Genomic DNA, 22,118 nt, shown 5'->3' with positions numbered 1-22,118 from the left:
TTAATCAAAAATAAATTATTGGAGGTGCAAACATGGCCAGAAAAGGTATTCTTGGTAAAAAAGTCGGAATGACTCAAATTTTCACTGACAACGGAGAACTTGTTCCCGTAACAGTTGTTGAAGCAACACCAAACGTTGTTATGCAACTTAAGACAGTTGAAAATGATGGTTATGAAGCCGTTCAACTAGGTTTTGAAGATAGACGTGAAGTTCTATCAAACAAACCAGCCAAAGGTCATGCAGAAAAGGCAAACACAACTCCTAAGCATTACATTCGCGAATTCCGCGATGTTGAAATGGGAGATTATGAATTAGGTGGCAACGTAACAGTTGATACATTTAATTCAGGTGATATTGTCGACGTTACAGGTACAACAAAGGGACACGGAATGCAAGGTAACATCAAGCGTTTTGGTCAAGCTCGTGGTCCAGAAACTCACGGTTCTAGATATCACCGTGTTGCTGGTTCAATGGGTGCCATCATTAACCGTGTATTCAAAGGAAAGATGCTTCCTGGTGTTATGGGTAACAACCGTGTTACTACACAAAACCTTGAAATCATCAAAGTTGATGCAGAACGTAACGCAATCATGATCAAGGGTAATGTTCCCGGTGCAAACAAATCATTAGTTAAAATCCAAACAGCTATTAAAGCTAATCAAAAATAGGAAGGAGGAAATGAGTTATGACAAAAATCACAGCTTACAAAGATAACGGTGCTGAGAACGGTGCTGTTGAAGTACAAGATGCAATCTTTGGTATCGAACCAAACGATAGTGTTGTTACAGATGCAGTAATCATGCAACGTGCATCAATGAGACAAGGTACTCATGATGTTAAGAACCGTTCCGAAGTACGTGGTGGTGGAAGAAAGCCATGGCGTCAAAAGGGTACAGGACGTGCTCGTCAAGGTTCAATTAGATCACCTCAATGGGTAGGTGGTGGTGTCGTATTCGGCCCAACACCAAGATCATATGCCTATCACCTTCCTAAGAAGGTTAGCCGTTTGGCATTGAAGTCTGTACTTTCACAAAAGGCTGCTGACAGTAACTTAATCGTTATTGACTCAATTTCATACGACAAGCCAAGTACAAAAGCTTTTGCACAATTACTAAATACAGTAGGTGCTGATAACAAGGCTCTTGTAGTTGTTGAAGATGGTAACGACAATGTTGCTTTATCAGCAAGAAACATTGATAAAGTTAAGGTTGTTGCACCAGAAGGTGTTAACGTTCTTGACGTTATTAACGCAAACAAGTTAGTTGTTACAAAAGCAGCACTTTCTAAAATTGAGGAGGTGCTTGGATAATGAACGCTAGAGACGTAATTATTCGCCCTATTATTACTGAAAGCTCAATGGATGCTATGAACGACAAGAAATATACTTTCGCTGTTGCTCTAGATGCTAACAAAGTTCTTGTTAGACAAGCCGTTGAAGAAATTTTCGGTGTTAAGGTTAAGCAAGTAAATATCATGAATGTCGCTGGTAAGAAGAAGCGCCAAGGTCGTTACGAAGGTTTTACAGCAAAACGTCGTAAGGCTATCGTTACTCTTACAGCTGATTCAGATGAAATTAAGATTTTTGACGAAGAATAAATAAGGAGGTCAAATAATGGCGATTATCAAGTATAAACCAACCACAAACGGTCGTCGTAATATGAATGGTTCTGACTTTTCTGAGATCACAAAGACAACTCCTGAAAAGACACTTCTAGAATCACAAAGCCATACAGCTGGTCGTAACTCATACGGTCATATTACAGTACGTCACCGTGGTGGTGGACACAAACAAAAATACCGTGTTATTGATTTCAAACGTAATAAAGACGGTGTTAAGGCTACAGTTAAGGCTATCGAATACGATCCTAACCGTACAGCTAATATTGCACTTATTCATTATTCAGATGGTGTTAAATCATACATCTTGGCTCCAAAGGGTCTAGAAGTAGGACAAGTTATTGAATCTGGTAAAGATGCAGATATCAAACCAGGTAACGCATTAACACTTGCTGATATTCCTGTTGGTACAACAGTTCACAACGTTGAATTGAAACCAGGCAAGGGTGGTCAACTAGGCCGTTCAGCTGGTACTTCAATCCAATTGCTAGGTAGAGATGGTAAGTATTCAATCCTACGTATGCCTTCTGGTGAAGTTCGTTTAATCCTTTCAACTTGCCGTGCAACTGTTGGTGCTATTGGTAATGAACAACATGAACTTATTAAGATTGGTAAAGCTGGACGTAAGCGTTGGTTAGGTATGAGACCTACAGTTCGTGGTTCAGTTATGAACCCTAACGATCACCCACACGGTGGTGGTGAAGGTAAAGCTCCTATCGGTCATCCATCACCAATGTCACCATGGGGTAAGAAGACCTTGGGTAAGAAGACTCGTTCATCACATGCCAAATCTGAAAAGCTTATCGTTCGTCATAGAAAAGGTAAGTAAACTATTCATTAGAATAATATAAGGAGGACATAAGATGAGTCGTAGTTTAAAAAAAGGACCATTTGCTGATGCACACCTTCTAAAGAAGATCGATGCTCAACAAGACTCTGATAAGAAATCAGTTATCAAAACATGGTCAAGACGTTCAACAATTTTTCCTAGTTTCGTAGGATACACAATCGCAGTTCATGATGGTCGTAAGCACGTTCCAGTTTATATCCAAGAAGATATGGTTGGTCACAAATTAGGCGAATTCGTACCTACACGTACTTTCCATGGTCATGCAACTGATGACAAGAAGACAGTTAAGAAATAAGAAGGGAGACTTAAATGATGGCAGAACAAGAAATTACATCTGCAACAGCTAGAGTTACTAACGTGCGTATTGCACCTCGTAAGGCTCGCCTTGTTATTGATCTAATCAGAGGCAAGAATGCTGCTGAGGCACTTGCAATTTTGCAATTCACACCTAGAGCAGGCTCTCCAATTATTGCTAAAGCTCTTAAGTCAGCAATTGCAAACGCAGAACATAACTTTGATTTAGATGCACAAAACCTATTCGTTAGCGAAGCATTCGTAGACGAAGGACCAACTCTAAAACGTTTCCGTCCTAGAGCTAAGGGTTCAGCATCACCAATTAACAAGAGAACAAGTCACATTACAGTTGTAGTAAGTGAAAAAGAATAGTATTGGAGGTAACTTGAGTGGGTCAAAAGATTAATCCAGTCGGATTCCGTGTCGGTGTTATCCGTGACTGGGATGCCAAATGGTATGCAAACAATAAAGACTTTTCAACATTTTTACATGAAGACCTTAGAATTCGTAAGTACATTGAAGACAAACTTTCAAATGCTTCCGTTTCAAGAATCGAAATCGAACGTACTGCAAAGAACGTTACAGTTTCAATTCATACTGCTAAACCAGGTATGGTTATCGGTAAGGGTGGTTCAGAAGTTGAAAAATTACGTAATGAACTAAACAATTTAACTAAGAGAAACATTCACATCAACATCATCGAAATCAAGAAACCTGATCTAGATGCAAAATTGGTTGGTGAAAGTATCGCTCGTCAACTTGAAGCTCGTATTGCTTTCAGACGTGCACAACGTCAAGCAGTTCAACGTTCAAGACGTGCCGGTGCTAAAGGTATCAAGGTACAAATTTCTGGTCGTTTAAACGGTGCCGATATGGCTCGTCGTGAATGGCATACAGAAGGAACTGTTCCTTTGCACACATTGCGTGCAGATATCGATTATGCTTGGGTTGAAGCTAAGACTCAATACGGTAATCTAGGTGTTAAGACTTGGATCTATCGTGGTGAAATTCTTCCAGCAAAGCCACAACATAACGACAAAAAAACTGAAGGGAAAGGAGAATAATCTATGCTAGTACCAAAACGTGTAAAACACCGTCGTGAATTCCGTGGTAAGATGCGCGGAGAAGCTAAAGGTGGAAAAACTGTTACATTTGGTGAATATGGTTTGAAGTCACTTGACTCAAGCTGGATCTCAAATAGACAAATTGAAGCAGCCCGTGTTGCTATGACTCGTTACATGAAGCGTGGTGGTAAGGTTTGGATTAAAATCTTCCCTCATAAATCATACACTGCTAAGGGTGTAGGTGTTCGTATGGGTAATGGTAAAGGTGCTCCAGCTGGATGGGTAGCTCCAGTTAAACGCGAAAAGGTTTTGTTTGAAATCGGTGGCGTTTCTGAAGAAGTTGCTCGTGAAGCTTTAAGACTTGCATCACACAAACTACCCGTTAGAACTAAGTTTGTAAAACGTGAGGAAGTAGGTGGCGCTGATGAAGGCTAGTGAAATCAAAGAGCTAACTGCTGCTCAATTGCAAGACAAAGTTAAAGAATATAAAGAAGAACTATTCAACTTGCGTTTCCAACAAGCCACAGGTCAATTGGAAAACACAGCTCGTCTAAAGGCTGTAAGAAAGAACATTGCAAGATTAAGAACAGCTCAAAACCAAAAGAATAACGAAAAATAATAAACAGGAAGGGGATATCAAGTTGAGCGAAACACAAACTCGTAACCATCGTAAAGTATATCAAGGACGTGTCGTTTCAGATAAAATGGATAAGACAATCGTCGTTGTTGTTGAAACAAGAAAACAACATCCAGTTTATGGTAAGCGTGTAAGATATTCTAAAAAATACTACGTTCAAGACGATAACAACGAAGCTAAAGTTAACGATATTGTACGTATCATGGAAACTCGACCTTTGTCAAAGACAAAGCGCTTCCGTTTATTAGACATCGTTGAAAAAGCAGTTAAGATCTAGACTATAACGGATGAGAGGAGGGCCAAAACGTGATTCAACAAGAAAGTCGTCTAAAAGTTGCAGATAATTCTGGAGCTCGTGAAATTCTAACTATTAAAGTACTTGGTGGTTCAAACCGTAAGATTGCTAACATCGGTGATATTATCGTTGCTACTGTCAAACAAGCAACACCAGGTGGCGTTGTTAAAAAGGGTGATGTAGTTAAGGCAGTTATTGTAAGAACTGTTTCAGGTGCTCACCGTGCTGATGGTTCTTACATCAGATTTGACGAAAATGCTGCAGTTATTATTAATGCTGATAAAACACCTAGAGGAACTCGTATCTTTGGACCAGTTGCTCGTGAACTACGTGATAACGATTTTATGAAAATCGTATCTCTAGCACCAGAAGTGCTATAAAAAGAACAATTAAATTCAGGAGGTGCTGAATAGTGTTTGTAAAAACTGGAGACAATGTCAAAGTTATCGCTGGTGACGCTAAGGGTAAAACAGGAGTAGTTAAAAAAGCTATGCCTGCTGTAAACAAAGTTATCGTCGAAGGCGTAAACGTTGTAAAGAAACACTCTAAGCCAACTAACGCACAACCACAAGGTGGAATTGTTGACGTTGAAAGACCTATTAGCGCAACTAACGTTAAAGTTGTAAATAAGACAACTGATAAAGAAGACAAATAAGAAAGGAGAAAACTAAATGGCTAACGCATTAAAAGAACAATATGTTAGTGAAATCACACCATCAATGATGAAGAAGTTCAACTATTCATCTGTTATGGAAACACCTAAGATCGAAAAGATCGTTTTGAACATGGGTGTTGGTGATGCCATTGCTAACTCAAAGAATCTTGACGAAGCTGTTGAAGAACTAAGCTTGATTGCTGGTCAAAAGCCTTTGATCACAAAAGCTAAGAAATCAATCGCTGGTTTCAGACTTCGTGAAGGTATGTCAATCGGTGCTAAAGTTACTCTTCGTGGTGACCGCATGTATGACTTCCTTGACAAATTAATCAATATTGCTTTACCACGTGTTCGTGACTTCCGTGGTGTATCAACACGTTCATTCGATGGTCGTGGTAACTATACACTAGGTATCAAAGAACAATTGGTTTTCCCAGAAATTGACTACGATAAGGTTAACAAGATTCGTGGATTGGACATCGTTATTGTTACAACAGCTAACACAGATGAAGAATCACGTGAACTATTAACTCAAATCGGTATGCCATTCACAAAATAAATAGGAGGTAAATTCATTGGCTAAGAAATCACAAATCGTACGTAATCATAGACCCGCAAAGTTCTCATCACAAGCTTATACACGTTGCGAACGCTGTGGACGTCCACATTCTGTATATCGTAAATTTAAGCTTTGCCGACTTTGCCTTCGTCAATTGGCTCATGAAGGTCAAATCCCTGGTATGAAAAAAGCTAGCTGGTAAAATTTTTAATTTAAAAAGGAGGCAAATCAAATGGTCATGACAGATCCTATTGCAGATTACTTAACACGTATTCGTAATGCAAACATGGTAAAACATGAATCTCTAGAAATTCCTGCTTCAAACATCAAGAAGAGTATGACAGAGATTCTTAAGAATGAAGGATTTATCAAGGATTACGAAGTTGTTGAAGACAACAAGCAAAACGTACTTCGTATTTTCTTGAAATATGGTAAAGATCAACAACGCGTTATCTCAGGCTTGAAACGTATCTCAAGACCAGGTCTACGTAGTTATGTTGATTCAGATAACGTGCCAAAGGTTCTTAACGGATTAGGTATCGCTATTCTTTCAACTTCAAAAGGTGTTATTACTGACAAAGAAGCCCGCGCTCAACACGTTGGTGGAGAAGTAATCGCTTATATTTGGTAATATACTTAAAAAGTAAGGAGGTGCACTAATTTGAGTCGTATCGGTTTAAAAGTAATTGAAATACCAGCAGGTGTTACAATTACTCAAAAAGATGAAAACATTACTGTTAAAGGCCCTAAGGGTGAATTAACAAGACATTTTGATCCAAAAATCAAGTTAACTCTTGATGAAAAAGAAGCTAAGTTCACACGTGAAAGCGAAAATGATAAAGCTCTTCATGGAACAATGCGTTCTAACTTAAACAACATGATTATTGGTGTTACAGAAGGTTATGAAAAGAAGCTTGAACTAAGAGGTGTTGGTTACCGTGCACAAGTTAAGAACAATCAACTAACACTTACTGTAGGTTATTCACATCCTGTTGTTATGGACACACCAGAAGGTATCAAAGTTGAATCACCTTCAAATACAGAAGTTAACGTTTCAGGTATCAGTAAGCAAAAGGTTGGTCAATTTGCTGCTGAAATCCGCGATGTACGTTCTCCAGAACCTTATAAAGGTAAAGGTATTCGTTATGTTGGCGAATATGTACGTCGTAAAGAAGGTAAAACTGGTAAATAGTAAATAAATCCATGAGGTGAAAATTGTGATAACAAAACCAGACAAAAACAAAGCACGTCAAAGACGTCAAAGACGCATCCGTGCCAAAATTTCTGGTACTGCTGAGCGCCCACGCTTAAACGTGTTCCGTTCGAATAAAAACATTTACGCTCAATTAATTGATGACGTAAAGGGTGTAACGCTAGCAAGTGCCTCAACTCTTGATAAAGAAGTTAAAGACGGTTCAAAAGTTGAACAAGCTCAAGCTGTTGGTGCATTAATTGCACAAAGAGCACAAGAAGCAAAAATCAGCGACGTAGTATTTGATCGTGGCGGTTACCTATACCACGGTCGTGTACAAAGTCTTGCTGAAGCAGCTCGTGAAAATGGGCTAAAATTCTAGAAGGAGGAAACCAAATTTATGACATATATCGATCCATCTCAATTAGAATTAGAAGATCGCGTTGTCTCAATCAACCGTGTTACTAAGGTTGTTAAAGGTGGACGCCGTCTACGTTTTGCTGCTATCGTAATCGTTGGTGACAAGAATGGTCACGTAGGTTTCGGTACTGGTAAAGCTCAAGAAGTTCCAGAAGCTATTCGTAAAGCTGTTGAAGATGCTAAGAAGAACCTAATCAGTGTTCCTATGGTTGGCTCAACTATTCCTCATCAAGTTATCGGTACTTTCGGTGCTGGTAGAATCTTGTTGAAGCCTGCTGAAGAAGGTTCTGGTATTGCTGCTGGTGGTGCTGTTCGTGCCGTTATCGAATTATCAGGTGTTGGTGATGTTACAAGTAAGTCACTAGGTAGAAATACACCTATCAACGTAATTCGTGCAACAATCGATGGACTAAAACAACTTAAGACTGCCGAAAGCGTATCTGAAATGCGCGGTATCTCAGCCCAAGAATTGCTTAACTAGAAGAAAGGTGCGTAATGATGGCTAAACTTAAAATTACTCTAATTAGAAGTGCAGCTCACCGCCTTCCTGCTCAACGTACAATTGTTAAAGAACTAGGACTCGCAAGAGTTTCAAGTTCAGTTGTTAAGCCGGATGATCCTGCAATTCGTGGTGCTGTACGAAAAATCGCTCACTTAGTAAGCGTTGAAGAAGTTAAAGATTAATAAATTTACAAGAGATTAGGAGGTGCAATAATGGAACTAAACGAACTTAAGCCAAGTGCAGGCTCAAGACATGCTAGAAAGCGTCTAGGTCGTGGTACTTCAAGTGGTACAGGTAAAACTGCTGGTCGTGGTCAAAAAGGTCAATTAGCTAGATCAGGTGGTAAGACACGTGTAGGTTTTGAAGGTGGACAAATGCCATACTTCCGTCGTATGCCAAAACGTGGATTCAATAACATCAACCGCAAGGAATATGCTATTGTAAACCTAAGTGATTTAAGTAAGTTTAATGATGGTGCTGAAGTAAATGCTGAAACATTGAAGGCAGCAGGAATCATTAAAAAACAATATAATGGTGTTAAGTTGCTTGCTAACGGTGAGGTTAGTGCTAAGTTAACTGTTAAAGTTGCTAAGAGTTCAGCCGCAGCTACTAAAGCAATCGAAGCCGCTGGTGGCACTGTAGAGGTGATCTAATGCTTAGAACTATCAGAGATGCTCTAAAGGTCAAAGAAATCCGTAAGAAGATTCTCTTTACCTTGATGTTACTTGTTATATATCGTTTGGGATCACAAATCACAGTGCCTGGCGTTAATGCTGCGGCAATGGATAAAGTTGGTTCTACAGGGTTAGTTCCACTATTGGATACTGTAACCGGTGGTGGTCTTTCAAACTACTCTATTTTCTCAATGGGTGTTTCACCATTCATCACGGCTCAAATCGTTGTTCAACTTTTGCAAATGGATATCATTCCAAAATTTGTTGAGTGGAGCAAACAAGGTGAGGTAGGTCGTAGAAAGTTAAATCAAGTAACGAGATATTTGACGATTGTTTTAGGTTTTGTTCAGTCAATCGGTATTACTGCCGGTTTTAACCAATTAAGTGGGTTAGGATTAGTTAAATCGCCTAACATGAAAGCTTTCATTACAATTGGTATCATCTTAACTGGTGGTACGATGCTTCTTACTTGGATTGGTGAGCAGATTACTGATAAAGGTTTAGGTAATGGAGTTTCAGTAATTATCTTCGCTGGTATTATTGCTAGATTCCCTAACGGAATTCAACAAATTTACCGTGATTATATTACTAACGCTAGCTCAGCAGATCTTGCTAAAAACATTGGATTCTTAGTTGGTCTTGTGATCATCATCTTGATCGTTGTACAGTTTGTTACTTATGTACAACAAGCAAGTAGAAGAATTCCAATTCAATATACAAGACGTGCTGCAGGTAGTGGTAGCGAAAGTTTCCTACCATTGAAGGTTAACGTTGCTGGTGTTATTCCTGTTATCTTCGCTAGTTCATTTATTGTTACGCCACAAACTATTTTGATGGCGTTCCAAGCAAATCACAGTGAAGATCAATGGTATCAAGTATTAACAGAAATATTCAGTATGCAGACTACAACAGGTTCGATAATTTATACATTGTTGATTGTATTATTTACATTCTTCTATGCATTTGTTCAAGTAAATCCTGAGAAGCTTGCAGAAAACCTACAAAAACAAGGGGCTTATATCCCTGGTGTTTGGCCTGGTAATGAAACAATTAAATTCATGTCAGGTGTATTAATGAGACTATCAACTGTCGGAGCTGCGTTCCTAGGTTTGGTTTCATTACTTCCATTACTAGCTGCTAACTTATTCAATTTACCTCAATCCATCGGATTAGGTGGTACGAGTTTATTGATTATCGTTGGTGTTGCTTTGGAAATGGATCGTCAATTACGTGGTCTTTTGATGAAGCGTGAATACGTTGGATTTATTAGATAATTGGAGATGTGACAATGAATATTGTATTGATGGGATTACCTGGTGCTGGTAAAGGTACTCAAGCTGAAAAGATTGTTGAAGATTTTAAAGTTGTTCATATTTCAACAGGTGACATGTTCAGAGCTGCTATGGCTAATAAGACAGAAATTGGTCTAAAGGCTAAAGGGTTCATCGATAAAGGTGAACTTGTTCCTGACGATGTTACTGAAGGAATCGTTCAAGATCGTCTATCTGAAGAAGACGTTCAAAAAGACGGATATATGTTAGATGGATTTCCGAGAACTCTTGAACAGGCTAACGCTTTACAGACAATTGCAAAGAATGTAAACAAACCTATAGATGCTGTCATCTATATTGATGTTAAGCCTGAAACATTAGTTGATCGCTTATCTGGAAGATATATTTGTTCTAAGTGCGGAGCAACTTATCATAAAATTTACAATCCTACTAAGGTTGAAGGAACATGTGACGTTTGTGGCGGCCATGACTTCTATCAACGTGAGGACGATAAGCCAGAAACAGTTAAGAATAGATTGAAAGTTAATATTGAAATGAATACACCATTAATTGATTTTTATGACAAGCTAAACTTGTTGTACAAGATCAATGGTGAACAAGAAATAGATGAAGTTTATAACGAAGTTAAGAAAGTTTTACAAAACTTGTAAGACTTTTTGCTTTGAATGTTTACATGTACGGAAAATTATTGTATAATTCGCCAGTATATGCAGAATAATTTCATCCCGTATGGAGGTTAATATCTTTGGCAAAAGAAGATGTCATTGAAGTAGAAGGTACAATTTCAGAAACATTGCCTAATGCGATGTTTAAGGTAAAGCTTGAAAATGGAGCTACAGTTCTAGCCCATGTGTCAGGTAAAATCCGTATGCACTATATTAGAATTTTACCCGGTGACAAGGTTACCGTGGAATTATCCCCTTATGATTTAACCAAGGGAAGAATTACATATAGATATAGATAATAAGTTTTTTAATGGAATGGAGGTTCCACAATATGAAAGTAAGACCATCCGTTAAACCTATGTGCGAACACTGTAAAGTAATCAAAAGACGCGGTCGCGTCATGGTGATTTGCTCTGCAGATCCAAAGCACAAACAAAGACAAGGATAATTTAATAGGAGGTGCATTGATTAATGGCTCGTATAGCAGGTGTAGATTTACCTCGTGATAAGAGAATCGTTATTGCCCTAACATACATTTTTGGTATCGGTAATACAACAGCTCAAAAAGTGCTTAAAGATGCCGGCGTATCAGAAGACATCCGTACTAGAGACTTAACTCCTGATCAAGAAGATAAGATTCGTGCAGAAGTTGATAAGGTACGTGTCGAAGGTGACTTACGTCGTGAAGTAAGCATGAATATCAAGAGACTACAAGAAATTGGCTCATATCGTGGTATGAGACATCGTCGTGGTTTGCCAGTAAGAGGACAAAACACAAAGAATAACGCAAGAACTCGTAAGGGTAAGAAGACTACCATTGCAGGTAAGAAGAAGTAATAATAAGATAGGAGGTTAATCATGGCACAAAATAAAGGTCGTAAACGCCGTACTAAAAAGCATATTGAAGCTGGCGTGGCACATATCCACTCAACTTTCAATAACACACTTGTTATGATCACTGATGTTAACGGTAATGCCGTTTCATGGTCATCAGCTGGTGCATTAGGATTCAAGGGTAGTCGTAAATCAACACCATTTGCTGCACAAATGGCTGGAGAAGCTGCTGCTAAGGAATCAATGGAACATGGTATGAAAACAGTCGAAGTAGCTGTTAAGGGACCAGGCTCTGGTCGTGAAGCTGCAATCCGTTCACTACAAGCTACTGGTTTGGAAATTACTGCTATTCGTGATGTTACACCAGTTCCTCACAATGGTTCTCGTCCTCCAAAGCGTCGTCGTGTATAGAATGGTTGTATACCCATATGAACTACGCTACACACATTTCGTTTTGAAAGGGGAACTAACCGAATGATCGAATTTGAAAAGCCAGCTATTACTTCTGTTGAAGAAAGCAGTAGTTATGGTAAATATATTATTGAACCGCTTGAAAGAGGTTATGGTACAACTTTAGGTAATTCATTACGTAGAGTATTGTTAGCATCACTTCCTGGTACAGCGGTATCTGATATTCAAATAGATGGTGTATTGCATGAATTCTCAGCTATTGATGGCGTAATTGAAGACGTTACACAAATCGTGCTTAACGTGAAGAAATTAAAGCTTAAATCTTATGCTGAAGACAGTCTAAAAGCTGAAGTCGACATTGTTGGTCCAGCTACTGTTACAGCTAAAGATATCAAGGCTGACGATGACTTGGAAATCCTCGATCCAGAACAATTTATTTGTACTGTTGCTGAGGGTGGACACTTCCACATGCAAATGACAATTAAAAATGGTCGTGGATATACTCCTGCAGAACAAAATAAGACGGACGAAACACCTATTGGTGTTCTTCCAGTTGACTCTATTTTTACACCTGTAGAAAAAGTTAACTATCAAGTTGAAAACACTCGTGTGGGTAAGAGAAACGACTTCGACAAATTAACAATCGATATCTGGACAAATGGTTCAATTGGACCACGCGAAGCTATTAGTTTGTCAGCTAAGATCCTTACGGAACATCTAAACAGTTTTGTAAATCTTACTGAAGAAGCTAAGAGTGCTGACATGATGATCGAAAAAGAGGAAACTCAAAAAGAGAAGAAACTTGAAATGACTATTGAAGAACTTGACTTGTCAGTTCGTTCATATAATTGTTTGAAGCGTGCCGGTATTAATACTGTGCAAGAGCTTACTGAAAAATCCGAAGCAGATATGATGCGTGTCCGTAATCTTGGACGCAAGTCACTTGTTGAGGTTAAAGAAAAGCTTGCTGATCTTGGATTGTCATTGAAGCAAGAAGACTAATACTATCAAATTCAAACAGGAGGTATAGACATGGGCTACCGTAAATTAGGACGTAACAGTTCACAAAGAAAAGCTATGTTACGCGATTTAACTACTGATTTAATCATTAATGAACATATTGTTACTACTGAAACACGTGCTAAAGAAATCAGTCGTACAACAGAAAAAATGATAACCTTAGGTAAACGCGGTGATTTGCACGCTCGTCGTCAAGCTGCTGCTTATGTTAGAAACGAAGTTGCTAACATTACAGAAGATGATGATGCAGTTATTGTACAATCAGCTCTTCAAAAACTTTTCAGTGATATTGCACCTCGTTACAAAGAACGTAATGGTGGATACACACGTATCTTGAAGACAACTCCACGCCGTGGAGATGCTGCACCAATGGTTGTTATTGAATTAGTTTAATAATAATTGTTTATTAATATTTAAAAAATCAGTCATTCTGATGAATTAGTGAGTGTTAAGATGATGGCCTTTGGGCTAAGTCTATCTCTGAGATCTCTTTAAAAGGGGACACTAATTTGTCGAATGATTTTTTTTTACTCAAATTTTGGTATTATAAATGTATGTCACACGGTTAGGGAGATAATGCTGTGGAGAAAATCATATCAATAAAGAATTTAACTTATACTTATCCCGATTCAAAAGTACCAGCCATCAATGATTTATCGTTGGATATTTACAAGAACGAGTGGCTCTCGATTGTGGGAAAAAACGGGAGTGGTAAATCGACTTTGACTAAATTGATTGACGGATTGATTGAAGCTGATTCGGGCACGATTGCTGTCGATGGGGAAATTATCAACGAAGAGAATATTTGGGACGCCAGAACTAAAATTGGAATCATTTTCCAAAATCCTGATCATCAATTCGTTGGAGCAACCGTAGAAGATGATGTAGCCTTTGGACTCGAGAACCAAGGTATGCCACGAGAGCAAATGGTTAAAGAAATTGATCGAGCCTTAGAATTAGTTAAAATGTCTAATTTTAAAACACGTGATCCACAGTCATTATCTGGTGGTCAAAAACAACGTGTAGCTATTGCTGGAGTACTAGCAACTAAACCACAGATAGTCATTATGGATGAATCGACTAGTATGTTGGATCCTGATGGTAGAAAGACGGTCCTTGAACTGGTTCAAAAATTACGTCAAGAACAAGACTTGACGATTATTTCTATTACGCACGATATTGAAGAGACTGAATTGTCGCAACGAATCGTAGTTATTAACGACGGAAAAATCGTTCAAGAAGGAACACCAGCATCTATTTATGATATTGGACCTGATTTGACTAAATTTGGACTTGAGGAGCCTTTTTCAAGTCAATTAGTACAAACACTAAGGGATAGTGTAAAATTGCCTGAAGGGTATTTAAGCGAAGAGGAGTTGAAGGAGCAATTATGGAAATTACATTCGAACATGTAACCCATTCTTATAATGTGGGTAGTCCGACAGCAAGTCTTGGCTTAGATGATGTCTCCATGACGATTAAGGATAAGAAATTTACAGCTATTGTTGGGCAAACTGGTAGTGGTAAATCGACTTTAGTTCGTCATATTAATGCTTTGCTCAAACCAACTTCAGGAACAATTTTGGCTGGAGACCGCAAGATAACTTCAGAGACTAACAATAAGAATCTGAAGTCATTGCGTAAAAATATTGGTATGGTTTTTCAATTTCCCGAGAGTCAGTTATTTGAGGATACGGTTCAAAAGGATATTATGTTCGGACCGATGAATTTTGGAGCCAGTGAAGAAGTTGCTAAAGAGGCAGCTCAAAAGATGATCAAGCTAGTTGGTTTGGATGAATCGTATTTGCAGAAATCACCATTTGACTTATCTGGTGGTCAGATGCGTCGTGTGGCGATTGCAGGTGTTTTAGCTAGTGATCCGGAAACTATCATTTTAGATGAACCAACGGCTGGATTGGACCCTGTAGGTCGTGCTGAAATTATGGGTTTGTTCAAGGATTTGCAATTAAAAGGCAAAACAATTATCTTGATTACCCACAATATGGACGATGTGGCGAACTTTGCTGATGAGATGGCAGTTATCCACAGTGGAAAACTTATTGCGACTGGTTTGCCAGAAGACGTGTTCAATCGTCAAGATTTATTAAAAGAGGATCTGTTGTCACTGCCTAAGAGTGCTGAATTTGCTAAAGAATTGAGCAGTCAAGGCTTTCATTTCGATAAATTGCCAATTACGATCGAAGCCTTAGGAACAAAAATTAAACAACAGTTAGGTGATTAAATGGATAAGATAATTTTGGGAAGATATTTACCTGGGGATTCGCTGTTGTATCACCTAGATCCTCGAGGTAAATTCTTATTAACGTTTTATTTTGTGGGGATAGTCTTTTTAGCTAATAACGTTGCATCCTATGCCTTTTTGTTAGCATTTGTGATTTTTGCGGTCTATTTGTCGAAAATCAATTTTGGCTTTTTTATCAAAGGATTAAAGCCGGTCTTTTGGTTGATCTTGTTTACAGTCGCGTTGCAGTTGCTGTTCACGCCTAGTAGTCATCCGATTTGGCACTGGGGAATCTTTACTTTCTCTAAAGAAGGATTAGTGATTGCTGGGTACATTTTTATGCGGTTCGTGTTGATCATCTTTATTTCAACTTTATTGACGTTGACGACTACGCCTATCGAAATTTCCGATTCAATCGAGAGCATTCTCAAGCCATTGAAAAAAGTTAATTTTCCAGTGACCCAAGTAGCTTTAATGTTGTCGATTGCATTAAGATTCGTGCCGTTATTAGTTGATGAAACTACCAAGATCATGGATGCTCAGCGTGCTCGTGGGGTCGATTTTGGCGAGGGTGGTTTGATCAAACGTATCAAGTCATTCGTACCGATTTTGATTCCATTGTTCGTCAGCAGTTTTTCAATTGCTTACGATTTAGCGATTGCCATGGAATCTCGTGGTTATAAGGATGGAGAAGGTCGAAGCAAGTATCGAGTTTTGAAGTGGGAAAAGCGCGATACTTTGACGATTTTGTTCATGTTAGGTTTGACGATTATTTTATTATTATTACGGAGTTATTAATTTATGACGAGATATAAATTGACGATAGCCTACGATGGAACTAAATTTCATGGCTTTCAACGTCAAAATGATTTACGGACAGTTCAAGGAGTTTTAGAAAAGGCTCTGACTAAAATGACTAAGGGACAACACGTTGATGTCGTGGGTTCTGGCAGAACAGATGCTGGAGTCCACGCTTTTGGTCAGGTGATCCATTTCGACTATCCGGGACAAATGCCAGCGCAGAACATGCTAAAAGCTATCAATTCTTTGATGCCATTGGATGTCTTGGTTAAAGATTCAGCAATAGTCGATGAAAATTTCCACGCTCGTTTTGGAGTTAAGAGAAAGACTTATCAATATCGCGTTGACTGTGGATATTATACGGATCCTTTCAAACGGTTTTACACAGGCCACTATCCTTATAAGATTTCTGTGGATAAAATTCAGACTGCACTCAAGGATTTAGAAGGTGAGCATGACTTTACAAGTTTCGCCGCTTCAGGTGGTGTGATCGAAAATAAAGTTAGGACTATCTATTCAGCGACATGCGTGTATAATAAGAACAATGACGAATTAGTTTTCGAATTTACAGGCAATGGCTTCCTATATAATATGGTTAGAATCTTAGTTGCTACTCTGTTAGAGATTGGTAATGGGCGCAGGGATGTACACGATTTCTTGAGGTTGTTTGAAGTGAAAGACCGCCAAGAAGCACGAGGAACGGCACCTGCTAGTGGGCTATATTTAAAAGAAGTTTTTTATGATTAATCTGTGGATAATTATTGACTTACAATGAAAATCACAGTATTATTGTAACTGGTATTGTTTGCCCCACGATAAGCCCCGGAAACTTATTGAGTTGTCAAACAGACGTAGAAACTGGAGGAAATTAAAGTGCGTACAACACCATTAGCAAAAGCAAGTGAAGTTGAACGTAAATGGTATGTAATCGACGGTGAAGATGTTGTCTTAGGTAGACTTTCATCTGTTGTTGCTTCTATTCTTAGAGGTAAGAACAAACCAACTTACACACCTAACGTTGATACAGGTGATAATGTTATTGTCATCAATGCAGATAAAGTTAGATTAACAGGTAAGAAAGCTAAGAATAAGATTTATTATTCTCACTCAGATCACCCAGGTGGGTTGAAGAGTATTAGTGCCGGTGAAAAGAGAGCTACAAAGCCAGAACGCTTTGTTGAAGACTCAATTCGCGGTATGTTGCCTAAGAACACTCTTGGTCGTCAAGAAATTAAGAAGTTGCATGTTTATGCAGGTTCAGAACATGGCCATCAAGCACAAAATCCAGAAATGTTGGATATCAACAAACTAATTTAAGGAGGAAAAGAATTTGGCACAAGTATCATACGCCGGAACAGGTCGTCGCAAGGACTCAGTTGCTCGTGTACGCCTAGTACCCGGAAACGGAAAGATTACTATCAACAAACGTGATGTCAAAGATTACATTCCTTTTGACAATTTGATTGCTGATATGAAACAACCTCTAGATGTTACTGAAACAGCAGACAGCTATGACGTTATTGCTAACGTTAACGGTGGAGGCTTCTCAGGACAAGCTGGAGCAATTAGACATGGTATCGCAAGAGCCCTACTTGATGTTGATCCTGATTTCAGACCATCACTTAAGTCAGCCGGCTTCTTAACACGTGACCCTCGTATGAAGGAACGTAAGAAACCAGGTCTTAAGAAAGCCCGTAAGGCTTCACAATTCTCAAAACGTTAATATTTATTATTTCCAGTTTTGGTTCAAAAACATCTCTCAATACGAGGGATGTTTTTTTGTTATAATTAAGAAAAAAATTGGAGGACGTCGATGTTCTGGCTATTACTAGTACTGATTATTATCGTCAATCTATATTTGTATTTTCATTACAGCAAGCGTAGCAAGCAAAAGATTCAATCTATTCTTGATACTCCAGAGATTGTCAGTGAGATAAAGGAGATAGTCCGCAATCACAACGATTCAAAAATAGTGTTAAAATTAATGCGCGATAAATACTTCTTGAACACCAAAGAAGCCATTTTAGTTTTAAAGAGGATAAAAGAGGAGAAAAAATGATGGATTTGACAAAGTTATCCACAAGTTATCAAGTAAGAAGACTCAACCCCCAAGATGCTAATCACGTCTTGAAGTTAGTTTTGAGCAATGATAGTTATTACAATTTTTGTCCACCACGTCCTAATCGCCATACGATTTTAGAGGATATTAAAGTTGTTCCTGCTAATAAGACGATGGATGATAAGTATTATGTCGGTTTTTATGATCAAGATAAATTAATAGCCGTTTTAGATTTGATCAGTGGTTATCCCGATGAGAAGGCTGCTTGGATCGGTTTCTTTATGGTTGATGCTGCTGTTCAAGGCAAGGGAATTGGCTCTAAAATTTTTGTAGGGATTGAAAGCGAGCTAAAGGACTTAGGATTATCTAGGGTTGAATTAGCTTTTGCCAAAGGAAATACCAAGAGTGAGAAATTTCTTTTGAAGAATGGTTATCAAAAGACTGGTCAAGAACTCAATGTACCTGGCTATACGGTAGTGGTTGTGGAAAAAATGTTATAGGCTTTTAAAATTCTTGTAAACAAGACTTAATGTTAAAAAAGTGTAAAATCTAAACGTCATGTTGTAGTTGCGGTTATAATATTAATTGGTCATTATGTATACAAAGAATTTAAGAGGTCAAAAATGCCATATAAAGTAGATTTTGAAAATATTGAAACCACAGGGTTAGAGGAGTCACCGGTTGCCAAAGATTTAGCCAAGTTGCGAGCTAATGAAGCCCGATACTTTTGGAATAAGTATCAGCACGAATTAGTTACTATGCCAGCTGATGAAGTGCCCGAGATTTTGAATCGCGTTCAAACAATTTTGAAGGAACGAAATTTAGATTTGCCTTATAAAGCCCTAGAGGTCAGTGACTTTGCTGCCAACAATGTTCGCTGGTCTCAAGTTTATTACGATAACGGACTAGAAGTCAGTGTCATTTATAGTCTTGATAAGAATGGTCGTCATTCAGTCAGTTTTAAATTAGCGCATGGAATTGACGTACCAACCGAGTTGAATAAGAAGTTTAAATTCGTTCATCAAAGATCACAAGCGGCCGATAAAATCAGAAGTGCCTATTTTATTTTGCAACGTAATTATTAACAGAAAAAGAAGCTTTCAGAGTATATATCTCCGAAAGCTTCTTTTTTTTACTTGGCCACAAAGCTAGTGTAAATGGTAATGATAACCATTAGTAAACTGAAGAGTGCAATTAGGCCAATTACGATAAAATGTCGTTTCTTGTTCATCAAGAAGACGGCAACGAATTCTCTAATTAAAGCATTGGGCAAAAAGTAAAAGCGAGTTGGAGCACCAACCCCGTTAGCAGCTAAATGTGCCATCTTGGCGTAAATTCCAGCTCTAAAAATGTGATAATTATTACTAAAAAACTTGATATAAGCTTTGTCACTGCCGAAATCTTTTTGAATCAGTTCTTTAGAATATTGCATATTTTGCAAAGTGTTGCGTGATTTATCTTCTAGAAGAACCAAATCTTTATCCCAACCTTGTTCAATCGCAAAGTCGGCCATCGCTTGAGCTTCAGACAATTTTTCGTCGGGACCTTGACCACCAGAAAAGACGATCTTTGGTGCCGGACGGCCTTTTTTAACTTGTTTTTGAGCAAATTTGATGGCTGCTTTGATACGATTGCCTAGTAAAGTCGAAACCTGATCTCCATTGATCAAGCCAGCACCAAGGACGATTAAGTAATTAGCTTTATAACGTCTAGGTAAGAATTGATACAACAGCACGTTTACTAAGAAATTGTACGAGCAAATCACTAAGTAAGTACCAACAATTGGTAATCCGCCGAGTAAAGCATTGAACCAATCTGGCAAGAATTGAGAATGTCCAGCCATGAAGGTATTGGCAAACCATAAGACAATCAAGAATATTGCTAACAGTAATGTCAACATATTCGGCAAAGTGTGACTTTCCCTTTTCCAAACGATAAAAGCATTCCACAAAAGAAGCAGCCACATCATGGCTAAAGTGATGACGATGATAGCTACGATAACTAAGAAAAGAATTCCCATCGTGGTGACGAATATTAAGTTGGCGGTGCTAAAAATCAAAAGTGCTAATTCAGCCAAGAAACTGATAAAGAAAATTGTAAAAGTAATCCCATTTACTAATCGGCGTGGTTCGTAGAGCCATAATCCCAAGAAAATGCCAAAAAGAATTAACGTAATAATCCCCCAATAAATTGACATCCCTTGAAGTTCATTCATGTACGAAGCGAGTCCGTTCATTAATTCACCTCCCTATAATCATTTTAATTTTAGCATATTGCAGTACTTCTGAAACCTTATTAGCAACACCTAGTTATTCATGTCATAATGAGAATAGAGGAGGTTTTTTGATGAGTGAAATTAAACTGATTTTGAGTGATATTGATGGGACGATTTTAAATGATGACAATGTGATTGATACTGGCTTAAAAGCCGCTATTAAGAAGTTGCGTCAAAAAGGTGTACCCTTTGTTTTGGCTTCTGCTAGATCTCCTGAAGGAATGCGTCAGATTGCTGCAGACTTGGATGTTTTGGACAATCCGATTGCTTGTTATAACGGTGCTTTAGTCGTCAAAGATTTACATGAAGAAAACTATACCACTATTTTGAGACATGAATTAAATGTACCTGAAGTGGGAGAGATGCTTACGATTCTTGGACAAAAATTCCCAGAAGTCTCTGTCAATTTATATTCAGGTTCTGATTGGTATGTCAATGATTTAGATAAGTGGGTTAAAGTTGAAGCTGATATTACTAAAATGGATCCAATCGTTAAGAACTTGCCAAAACTAATTGCAGAACATACCGTACCAATTCACAAATTGTTGTTGATTGGCGAAACTGAGCAAATTCAACGTGCTTTAAATTACTTCAAGCAGTCAGGTTTCTCAAATAGTTCGTTTTACTTATCAAAACCTAATTATTTAGAAATTACTAACAGCAATGTTTCTAAAGAAAAAGCTTTACGTGAATTGGCTAAAACTTATCAATTGGATTTAGCAAATACGATGACTTTGGGCGATAATTTCAATGACGTACCGATGTTAAAAATTGCTGGATTAGGCGTTGCAATGCAAAATGCTCCAGTTGAAGTTCAAAAATGTGCTAATGTGGTAACAGAGACTAATAATCAAAATGGCGTATCAAAAGCTATTGAGAAATACGCTCTCTAGGGAGTTAGTATGATGGAAAAATTTTCAATTATCAAAGGCGATATTGCTTATTTACCATTTCACGTCGATGCAATCGTCAATGCAGCCAATTCTGCTTTAGTACCAGGTGGTGGAGTTGATGGAGCAATCAATAAGAAGGCTGGTCCAGAGCTTGGTCGAGCTATGTTGAAGTTCGGTGGAACCCCTACAGGTACTGCTGTGTATACGCCGGCATTTGATTTGAACGCTGACTATGTTATTCATGCAGTTGGACCTAAATATCAAGACGGTGAACATGGCGAAGCTGAATTACTAGCAGCTGCCTACCAATCAATTATGAAACTTGCTCAAAAATTAGAAGTAAATTCTTTAGCCATTCCGTTCTTAAGCACTGGTGTTTATGGTTATCCACTAGAAGAAGCTATTAATATTGCTGTGGAAAACGTGAAGAAATTTGATTTAGATGCACGAATTTATTTTGTGGCTTTTGATGAATCTACGGAAAAAATTGCTAAAAAATGTTTGTGATTTTTAATAAAATTAAAAAAATTCCAATTTAACTGTTGACAAAAATAAGATTAAGATTTAATCTCATAACAACAAATTAATTCGTCCATAAACCGATGAGATGGAGATCAAGATTATTGTGCACGCCCAGAGAATTGCCGGTGCTGAGAATGGCAGTCGAACGCAGATAATTAAATGGACCATCGAGGGTTTCCCCGAAGTTATAGTACGGGAAGACGTCAGGCATACGTAAGTTGTCGGGAGGATGTTGGTCCTTCGCTAAGAGTAATGGATGAAGAATTTGAGTATATTTTTGGTATACTCTATTTTTCTCCATTAAAATAAGGTGGCACCGCGGGTAATCCGTCCTTAAACTTAATT

The 22,118-nt window shown here is 38.3% G+C and carries 40 protein-coding genes and 1 other annotated feature; of the genes, 39 read left to right on the top strand and 1 reads right to left on the bottom strand.

The features are described from left to right. Positions 1-32: 32 nt before the first annotated feature. The 37 genes from rplC to LF20184_RS10275 all read left to right on the top strand — a co-directional run bounded on the left by rplC (position 33) and on the right by LF20184_RS10275 (position 19,168). Positions 33-668, top strand: coding sequence for a 50S ribosomal protein L3 (gene rplC / locus LF20184_RS10455; protein ID WP_010018514.1), 636 nt, complete (start codon positions 33-35; stop codon positions 666-668). 17 nt (positions 669-685) lie between these two features. Continuing rightward, positions 686-1,309, top strand: coding sequence for a 50S ribosomal protein L4 (gene rplD / locus LF20184_RS10450; RefSeq protein ID WP_010018515.1), 624 nt, complete (start codon positions 686-688; stop codon positions 1,307-1,309). After that, complete coding sequence (gene rplW / locus LF20184_RS10445; protein WP_010018516.1) at positions 1,309-1,596, top strand: 50S ribosomal protein L23; 288 nt, start codon at positions 1,309-1,311, stop codon at positions 1,594-1,596. Before rplD ends, rplW begins: the two co-directional genes overlap by 1 nt. A 16-nt stretch (positions 1,597-1,612) precedes the next feature. Then, a complete protein-coding gene (gene rplB / locus LF20184_RS10440) occupies positions 1,613-2,446 on the top strand; it encodes a 50S ribosomal protein L2 (RefSeq protein ID WP_010018517.1) in 834 nt (277 codons plus the stop codon). 34 nt (positions 2,447-2,480) lie between these two features. Continuing rightward, positions 2,481-2,762, top strand: a complete 282-nt coding sequence (gene rpsS / locus LF20184_RS10435) for a 30S ribosomal protein S19 (RefSeq protein WP_010018519.1) — start codon at positions 2,481-2,483, stop codon at positions 2,760-2,762. A 17-nt stretch (positions 2,763-2,779) separates the two neighbouring features. Next, a complete protein-coding gene (gene rplV, locus LF20184_RS10430; RefSeq protein WP_010018520.1) occupies positions 2,780-3,133 on the top strand; it encodes a 50S ribosomal protein L22 in 354 nt (117 codons plus the stop codon). 17 nt (positions 3,134-3,150) lie between these two features. Then, entirely contained in the window at positions 3,151-3,825 is a 675-nt protein-coding gene (rpsC, locus tag LF20184_RS10425) for a 30S ribosomal protein S3 (protein WP_010018522.1), read from the top strand. Between the two features lie 3 nt (positions 3,826-3,828). Further along, positions 3,829-4,260, top strand: coding sequence for a 50S ribosomal protein L16 (rplP, locus tag LF20184_RS10420; RefSeq protein WP_010018523.1), 432 nt, complete (start codon positions 3,829-3,831; stop codon positions 4,258-4,260). Then, entirely contained in the window at positions 4,250-4,444 is a 195-nt protein-coding gene (gene rpmC / locus LF20184_RS10415; RefSeq protein WP_010018524.1) for a 50S ribosomal protein L29, read from the top strand. Before rplP ends, rpmC begins: the two co-directional genes overlap by 11 nt. A gap of 22 nt (positions 4,445-4,466) precedes the next feature. Next, a complete protein-coding gene (gene rpsQ / locus LF20184_RS10410) occupies positions 4,467-4,739 on the top strand; it encodes a 30S ribosomal protein S17 (protein WP_010018525.1) in 273 nt (90 codons plus the stop codon). A gap of 29 nt (positions 4,740-4,768) precedes the next feature. Then, positions 4,769-5,137: a 50S ribosomal protein L14 gene (gene rplN / locus LF20184_RS10405; protein WP_010018526.1), complete on the top strand. Its 369-nt coding sequence runs from the start codon at positions 4,769-4,771 to the stop codon at positions 5,135-5,137. 32 nt (positions 5,138-5,169) lie between these two features. Next, positions 5,170-5,412: a 50S ribosomal protein L24 gene (gene rplX / locus LF20184_RS10400; RefSeq protein ID WP_010018527.1), complete on the top strand. Its 243-nt coding sequence runs from the start codon at positions 5,170-5,172 to the stop codon at positions 5,410-5,412. Positions 5,413-5,428: 16 nt separating this feature from the next. Further along, the gene (gene rplE, locus LF20184_RS10395) at positions 5,429-5,971 is read left to right on the top strand and encodes a 50S ribosomal protein L5 (protein ID WP_010018529.1); all 543 of its coding nucleotides are present in this window, start codon (positions 5,429-5,431) and stop codon (positions 5,969-5,971) included. Positions 5,972-5,987: 16 nt separating this feature from the next. Beyond that, positions 5,988-6,173, top strand: a complete 186-nt coding sequence (locus tag LF20184_RS10390) for a type Z 30S ribosomal protein S14 (RefSeq protein ID WP_010018530.1) — start codon at positions 5,988-5,990, stop codon at positions 6,171-6,173. A gap of 30 nt (positions 6,174-6,203) precedes the next feature. Next, complete coding sequence (gene rpsH / locus LF20184_RS10385; protein WP_010018531.1) at positions 6,204-6,602, top strand: 30S ribosomal protein S8; 399 nt, start codon at positions 6,204-6,206, stop codon at positions 6,600-6,602. 30 nt (positions 6,603-6,632) lie between these two features. After that, complete coding sequence (gene rplF / locus LF20184_RS10380) at positions 6,633-7,163, top strand: 50S ribosomal protein L6 (protein ID WP_010018532.1); 531 nt, start codon at positions 6,633-6,635, stop codon at positions 7,161-7,163. Between the two features lie 16 nt (positions 7,164-7,179). Continuing rightward, positions 7,180-7,545, top strand: a complete 366-nt coding sequence (gene rplR, locus LF20184_RS10375; protein WP_029606445.1) for a 50S ribosomal protein L18 — start codon at positions 7,180-7,182, stop codon at positions 7,543-7,545. 18 nt (positions 7,546-7,563) lie between these two features. Next, positions 7,564-8,064, top strand: a complete 501-nt coding sequence (rpsE, locus tag LF20184_RS10370; RefSeq protein ID WP_010018535.1) for a 30S ribosomal protein S5 — start codon at positions 7,564-7,566, stop codon at positions 8,062-8,064. A 17-nt stretch (positions 8,065-8,081) separates the two neighbouring features. Then, a complete protein-coding gene (gene rpmD / locus LF20184_RS10365; RefSeq protein ID WP_010018537.1) occupies positions 8,082-8,267 on the top strand; it encodes a 50S ribosomal protein L30 in 186 nt (61 codons plus the stop codon). Between the two features lie 30 nt (positions 8,268-8,297). Beyond that, a complete protein-coding gene (gene rplO / locus LF20184_RS10360) occupies positions 8,298-8,738 on the top strand; it encodes a 50S ribosomal protein L15 (RefSeq protein ID WP_010018539.1) in 441 nt (146 codons plus the stop codon). Then, positions 8,738-10,033, top strand: a complete 1,296-nt coding sequence (gene secY, locus LF20184_RS10355) for a preprotein translocase subunit SecY (RefSeq protein WP_010018541.1) — start codon at positions 8,738-8,740, stop codon at positions 10,031-10,033. Before rplO ends, secY begins: the two co-directional genes overlap by 1 nt. A 14-nt stretch (positions 10,034-10,047) precedes the next feature. Beyond that, positions 10,048-10,701 carry an adenylate kinase gene (locus LF20184_RS10350; RefSeq protein WP_010018542.1) on the top strand — a complete coding sequence of 218 codons (654 nt, stop codon included), beginning with the start codon at positions 10,048-10,050 and terminating at the stop codon, positions 10,699-10,701. A 95-nt stretch (positions 10,702-10,796) separates the two neighbouring features. Continuing rightward, the gene (gene infA / locus LF20184_RS10345) at positions 10,797-11,015 is read left to right on the top strand and encodes a translation initiation factor IF-1 (protein ID WP_010018544.1); all 219 of its coding nucleotides are present in this window, start codon (positions 10,797-10,799) and stop codon (positions 11,013-11,015) included. Between the two features lie 32 nt (positions 11,016-11,047). Next, positions 11,048-11,164, top strand: a complete 117-nt coding sequence (gene rpmJ / locus LF20184_RS10340; protein WP_010018546.1) for a 50S ribosomal protein L36 — start codon at positions 11,048-11,050, stop codon at positions 11,162-11,164. Between the two features lie 23 nt (positions 11,165-11,187). Beyond that, the gene (gene rpsM, locus LF20184_RS10335) at positions 11,188-11,553 is read left to right on the top strand and encodes a 30S ribosomal protein S13 (protein WP_010018548.1); all 366 of its coding nucleotides are present in this window, start codon (positions 11,188-11,190) and stop codon (positions 11,551-11,553) included. A 21-nt stretch (positions 11,554-11,574) separates the two neighbouring features. Then, on the top strand, positions 11,575-11,961 hold the full coding sequence (gene rpsK, locus LF20184_RS10330) for a 30S ribosomal protein S11 (protein ID WP_010018549.1): 387 nt from the start codon (positions 11,575-11,577) through the stop codon (positions 11,959-11,961). Positions 11,962-12,024: 63 nt separating this feature from the next. Then, a complete protein-coding gene (locus LF20184_RS10325) occupies positions 12,025-12,963 on the top strand; it encodes a DNA-directed RNA polymerase subunit alpha (RefSeq protein ID WP_010018550.1) in 939 nt (312 codons plus the stop codon). A 30-nt stretch (positions 12,964-12,993) separates the two neighbouring features. Continuing rightward, positions 12,994-13,374 carry a 50S ribosomal protein L17 gene (gene rplQ / locus LF20184_RS10320; protein ID WP_010018551.1) on the top strand — a complete coding sequence of 127 codons (381 nt, stop codon included), beginning with the start codon at positions 12,994-12,996 and terminating at the stop codon, positions 13,372-13,374. 188 nt (positions 13,375-13,562) lie between these two features. Further along, positions 13,563-14,396, top strand: a complete 834-nt coding sequence (locus tag LF20184_RS10315; RefSeq protein ID WP_010018552.1) for an energy-coupling factor ABC transporter ATP-binding protein — start codon at positions 13,563-13,565, stop codon at positions 14,394-14,396. Beyond that, positions 14,372-15,223, top strand: a complete 852-nt coding sequence (locus tag LF20184_RS10310) for an energy-coupling factor transporter ATPase (RefSeq protein WP_010018554.1) — start codon at positions 14,372-14,374, stop codon at positions 15,221-15,223. Before LF20184_RS10315 ends, LF20184_RS10310 begins: the two co-directional genes overlap by 25 nt. Continuing rightward, positions 15,224-16,021, top strand: a complete 798-nt coding sequence (locus tag LF20184_RS10305) for an energy-coupling factor transporter transmembrane component T family protein (RefSeq protein ID WP_010018556.1) — start codon at positions 15,224-15,226, stop codon at positions 16,019-16,021. 3 nt (positions 16,022-16,024) lie between these two features. Next, complete coding sequence (gene truA, locus LF20184_RS10300; RefSeq protein WP_010018557.1) at positions 16,025-16,771, top strand: tRNA pseudouridine(38-40) synthase TruA; 747 nt, start codon at positions 16,025-16,027, stop codon at positions 16,769-16,771. A 126-nt stretch (positions 16,772-16,897) separates the two neighbouring features. Continuing rightward, complete coding sequence (rplM, locus tag LF20184_RS10295; RefSeq protein ID WP_010018558.1) at positions 16,898-17,341, top strand: 50S ribosomal protein L13; 444 nt, start codon at positions 16,898-16,900, stop codon at positions 17,339-17,341. A gap of 13 nt (positions 17,342-17,354) precedes the next feature. After that, positions 17,355-17,747 (top strand): 30S ribosomal protein S9, encoded by a 393-nt coding sequence (rpsI, locus tag LF20184_RS10290; protein ID WP_010018559.1) that lies wholly within the window; start codon positions 17,355-17,357, stop codon positions 17,745-17,747. A gap of 90 nt (positions 17,748-17,837) precedes the next feature. Next, positions 17,838-18,083, top strand: a complete 246-nt coding sequence (locus LF20184_RS10285) for a hypothetical protein (RefSeq protein ID WP_010018561.1) — start codon at positions 17,838-17,840, stop codon at positions 18,081-18,083. Next, complete coding sequence (locus LF20184_RS10280) at positions 18,080-18,583, top strand: GNAT family N-acetyltransferase (RefSeq protein WP_081454074.1); 504 nt, start codon at positions 18,080-18,082, stop codon at positions 18,581-18,583. Before LF20184_RS10285 ends, LF20184_RS10280 begins: the two co-directional genes overlap by 4 nt. Before the next feature lie 123 nt (positions 18,584-18,706). Continuing rightward, positions 18,707-19,168 (top strand): DUF8821 family protein, encoded by a 462-nt coding sequence (locus LF20184_RS10275; RefSeq protein WP_010018563.1) that lies wholly within the window; start codon positions 18,707-18,709, stop codon positions 19,166-19,168. 47 nt (positions 19,169-19,215) lie between these two features. Here the strand turns inward: LF20184_RS10275 and LF20184_RS10270 are convergent, their stop codons facing one another. Next, positions 19,216-20,319: a YdcF family protein gene (locus LF20184_RS10270; RefSeq protein ID WP_010018564.1), complete on the bottom strand. Its 1,104-nt coding sequence runs from the start codon at positions 20,317-20,319 to the stop codon at positions 19,216-19,218. Positions 20,320-20,426: 107 nt separating this feature from the next. Between LF20184_RS10270 and LF20184_RS10265 the strand changes: the two genes are divergently transcribed. Both LF20184_RS10265 and LF20184_RS10260 read left to right on the top strand, forming a co-directional pair. After that, entirely contained in the window at positions 20,427-21,251 is an 825-nt protein-coding gene (locus LF20184_RS10265) for a Cof-type HAD-IIB family hydrolase (RefSeq protein ID WP_154645999.1), read from the top strand. Positions 21,252-21,260: 9 nt separating this feature from the next. Then, a complete protein-coding gene (locus tag LF20184_RS10260; RefSeq protein ID WP_328285109.1) occupies positions 21,261-21,758 on the top strand; it encodes a macro domain-containing protein in 498 nt (165 codons plus the stop codon). Between the two features lie 86 nt (positions 21,759-21,844). Next, positions 21,845-22,111 (top strand) — a binding site (T-box leader). Positions 22,112-22,118 lie beyond the last annotated feature (7 nt).

Source organism: Companilactobacillus farciminis KCTC 3681 = DSM 20184, assembly GCF_002706745.1.
GTDB classification, from domain to species: Bacteria; Bacillota; Bacilli; order Lactobacillales; family Lactobacillaceae; genus Companilactobacillus; species Companilactobacillus farciminis.
The sequence above is the reverse complement of the archived record's forward strand: the minus strand, read 5'-3'. Positions and strand labels throughout refer to the sequence as shown.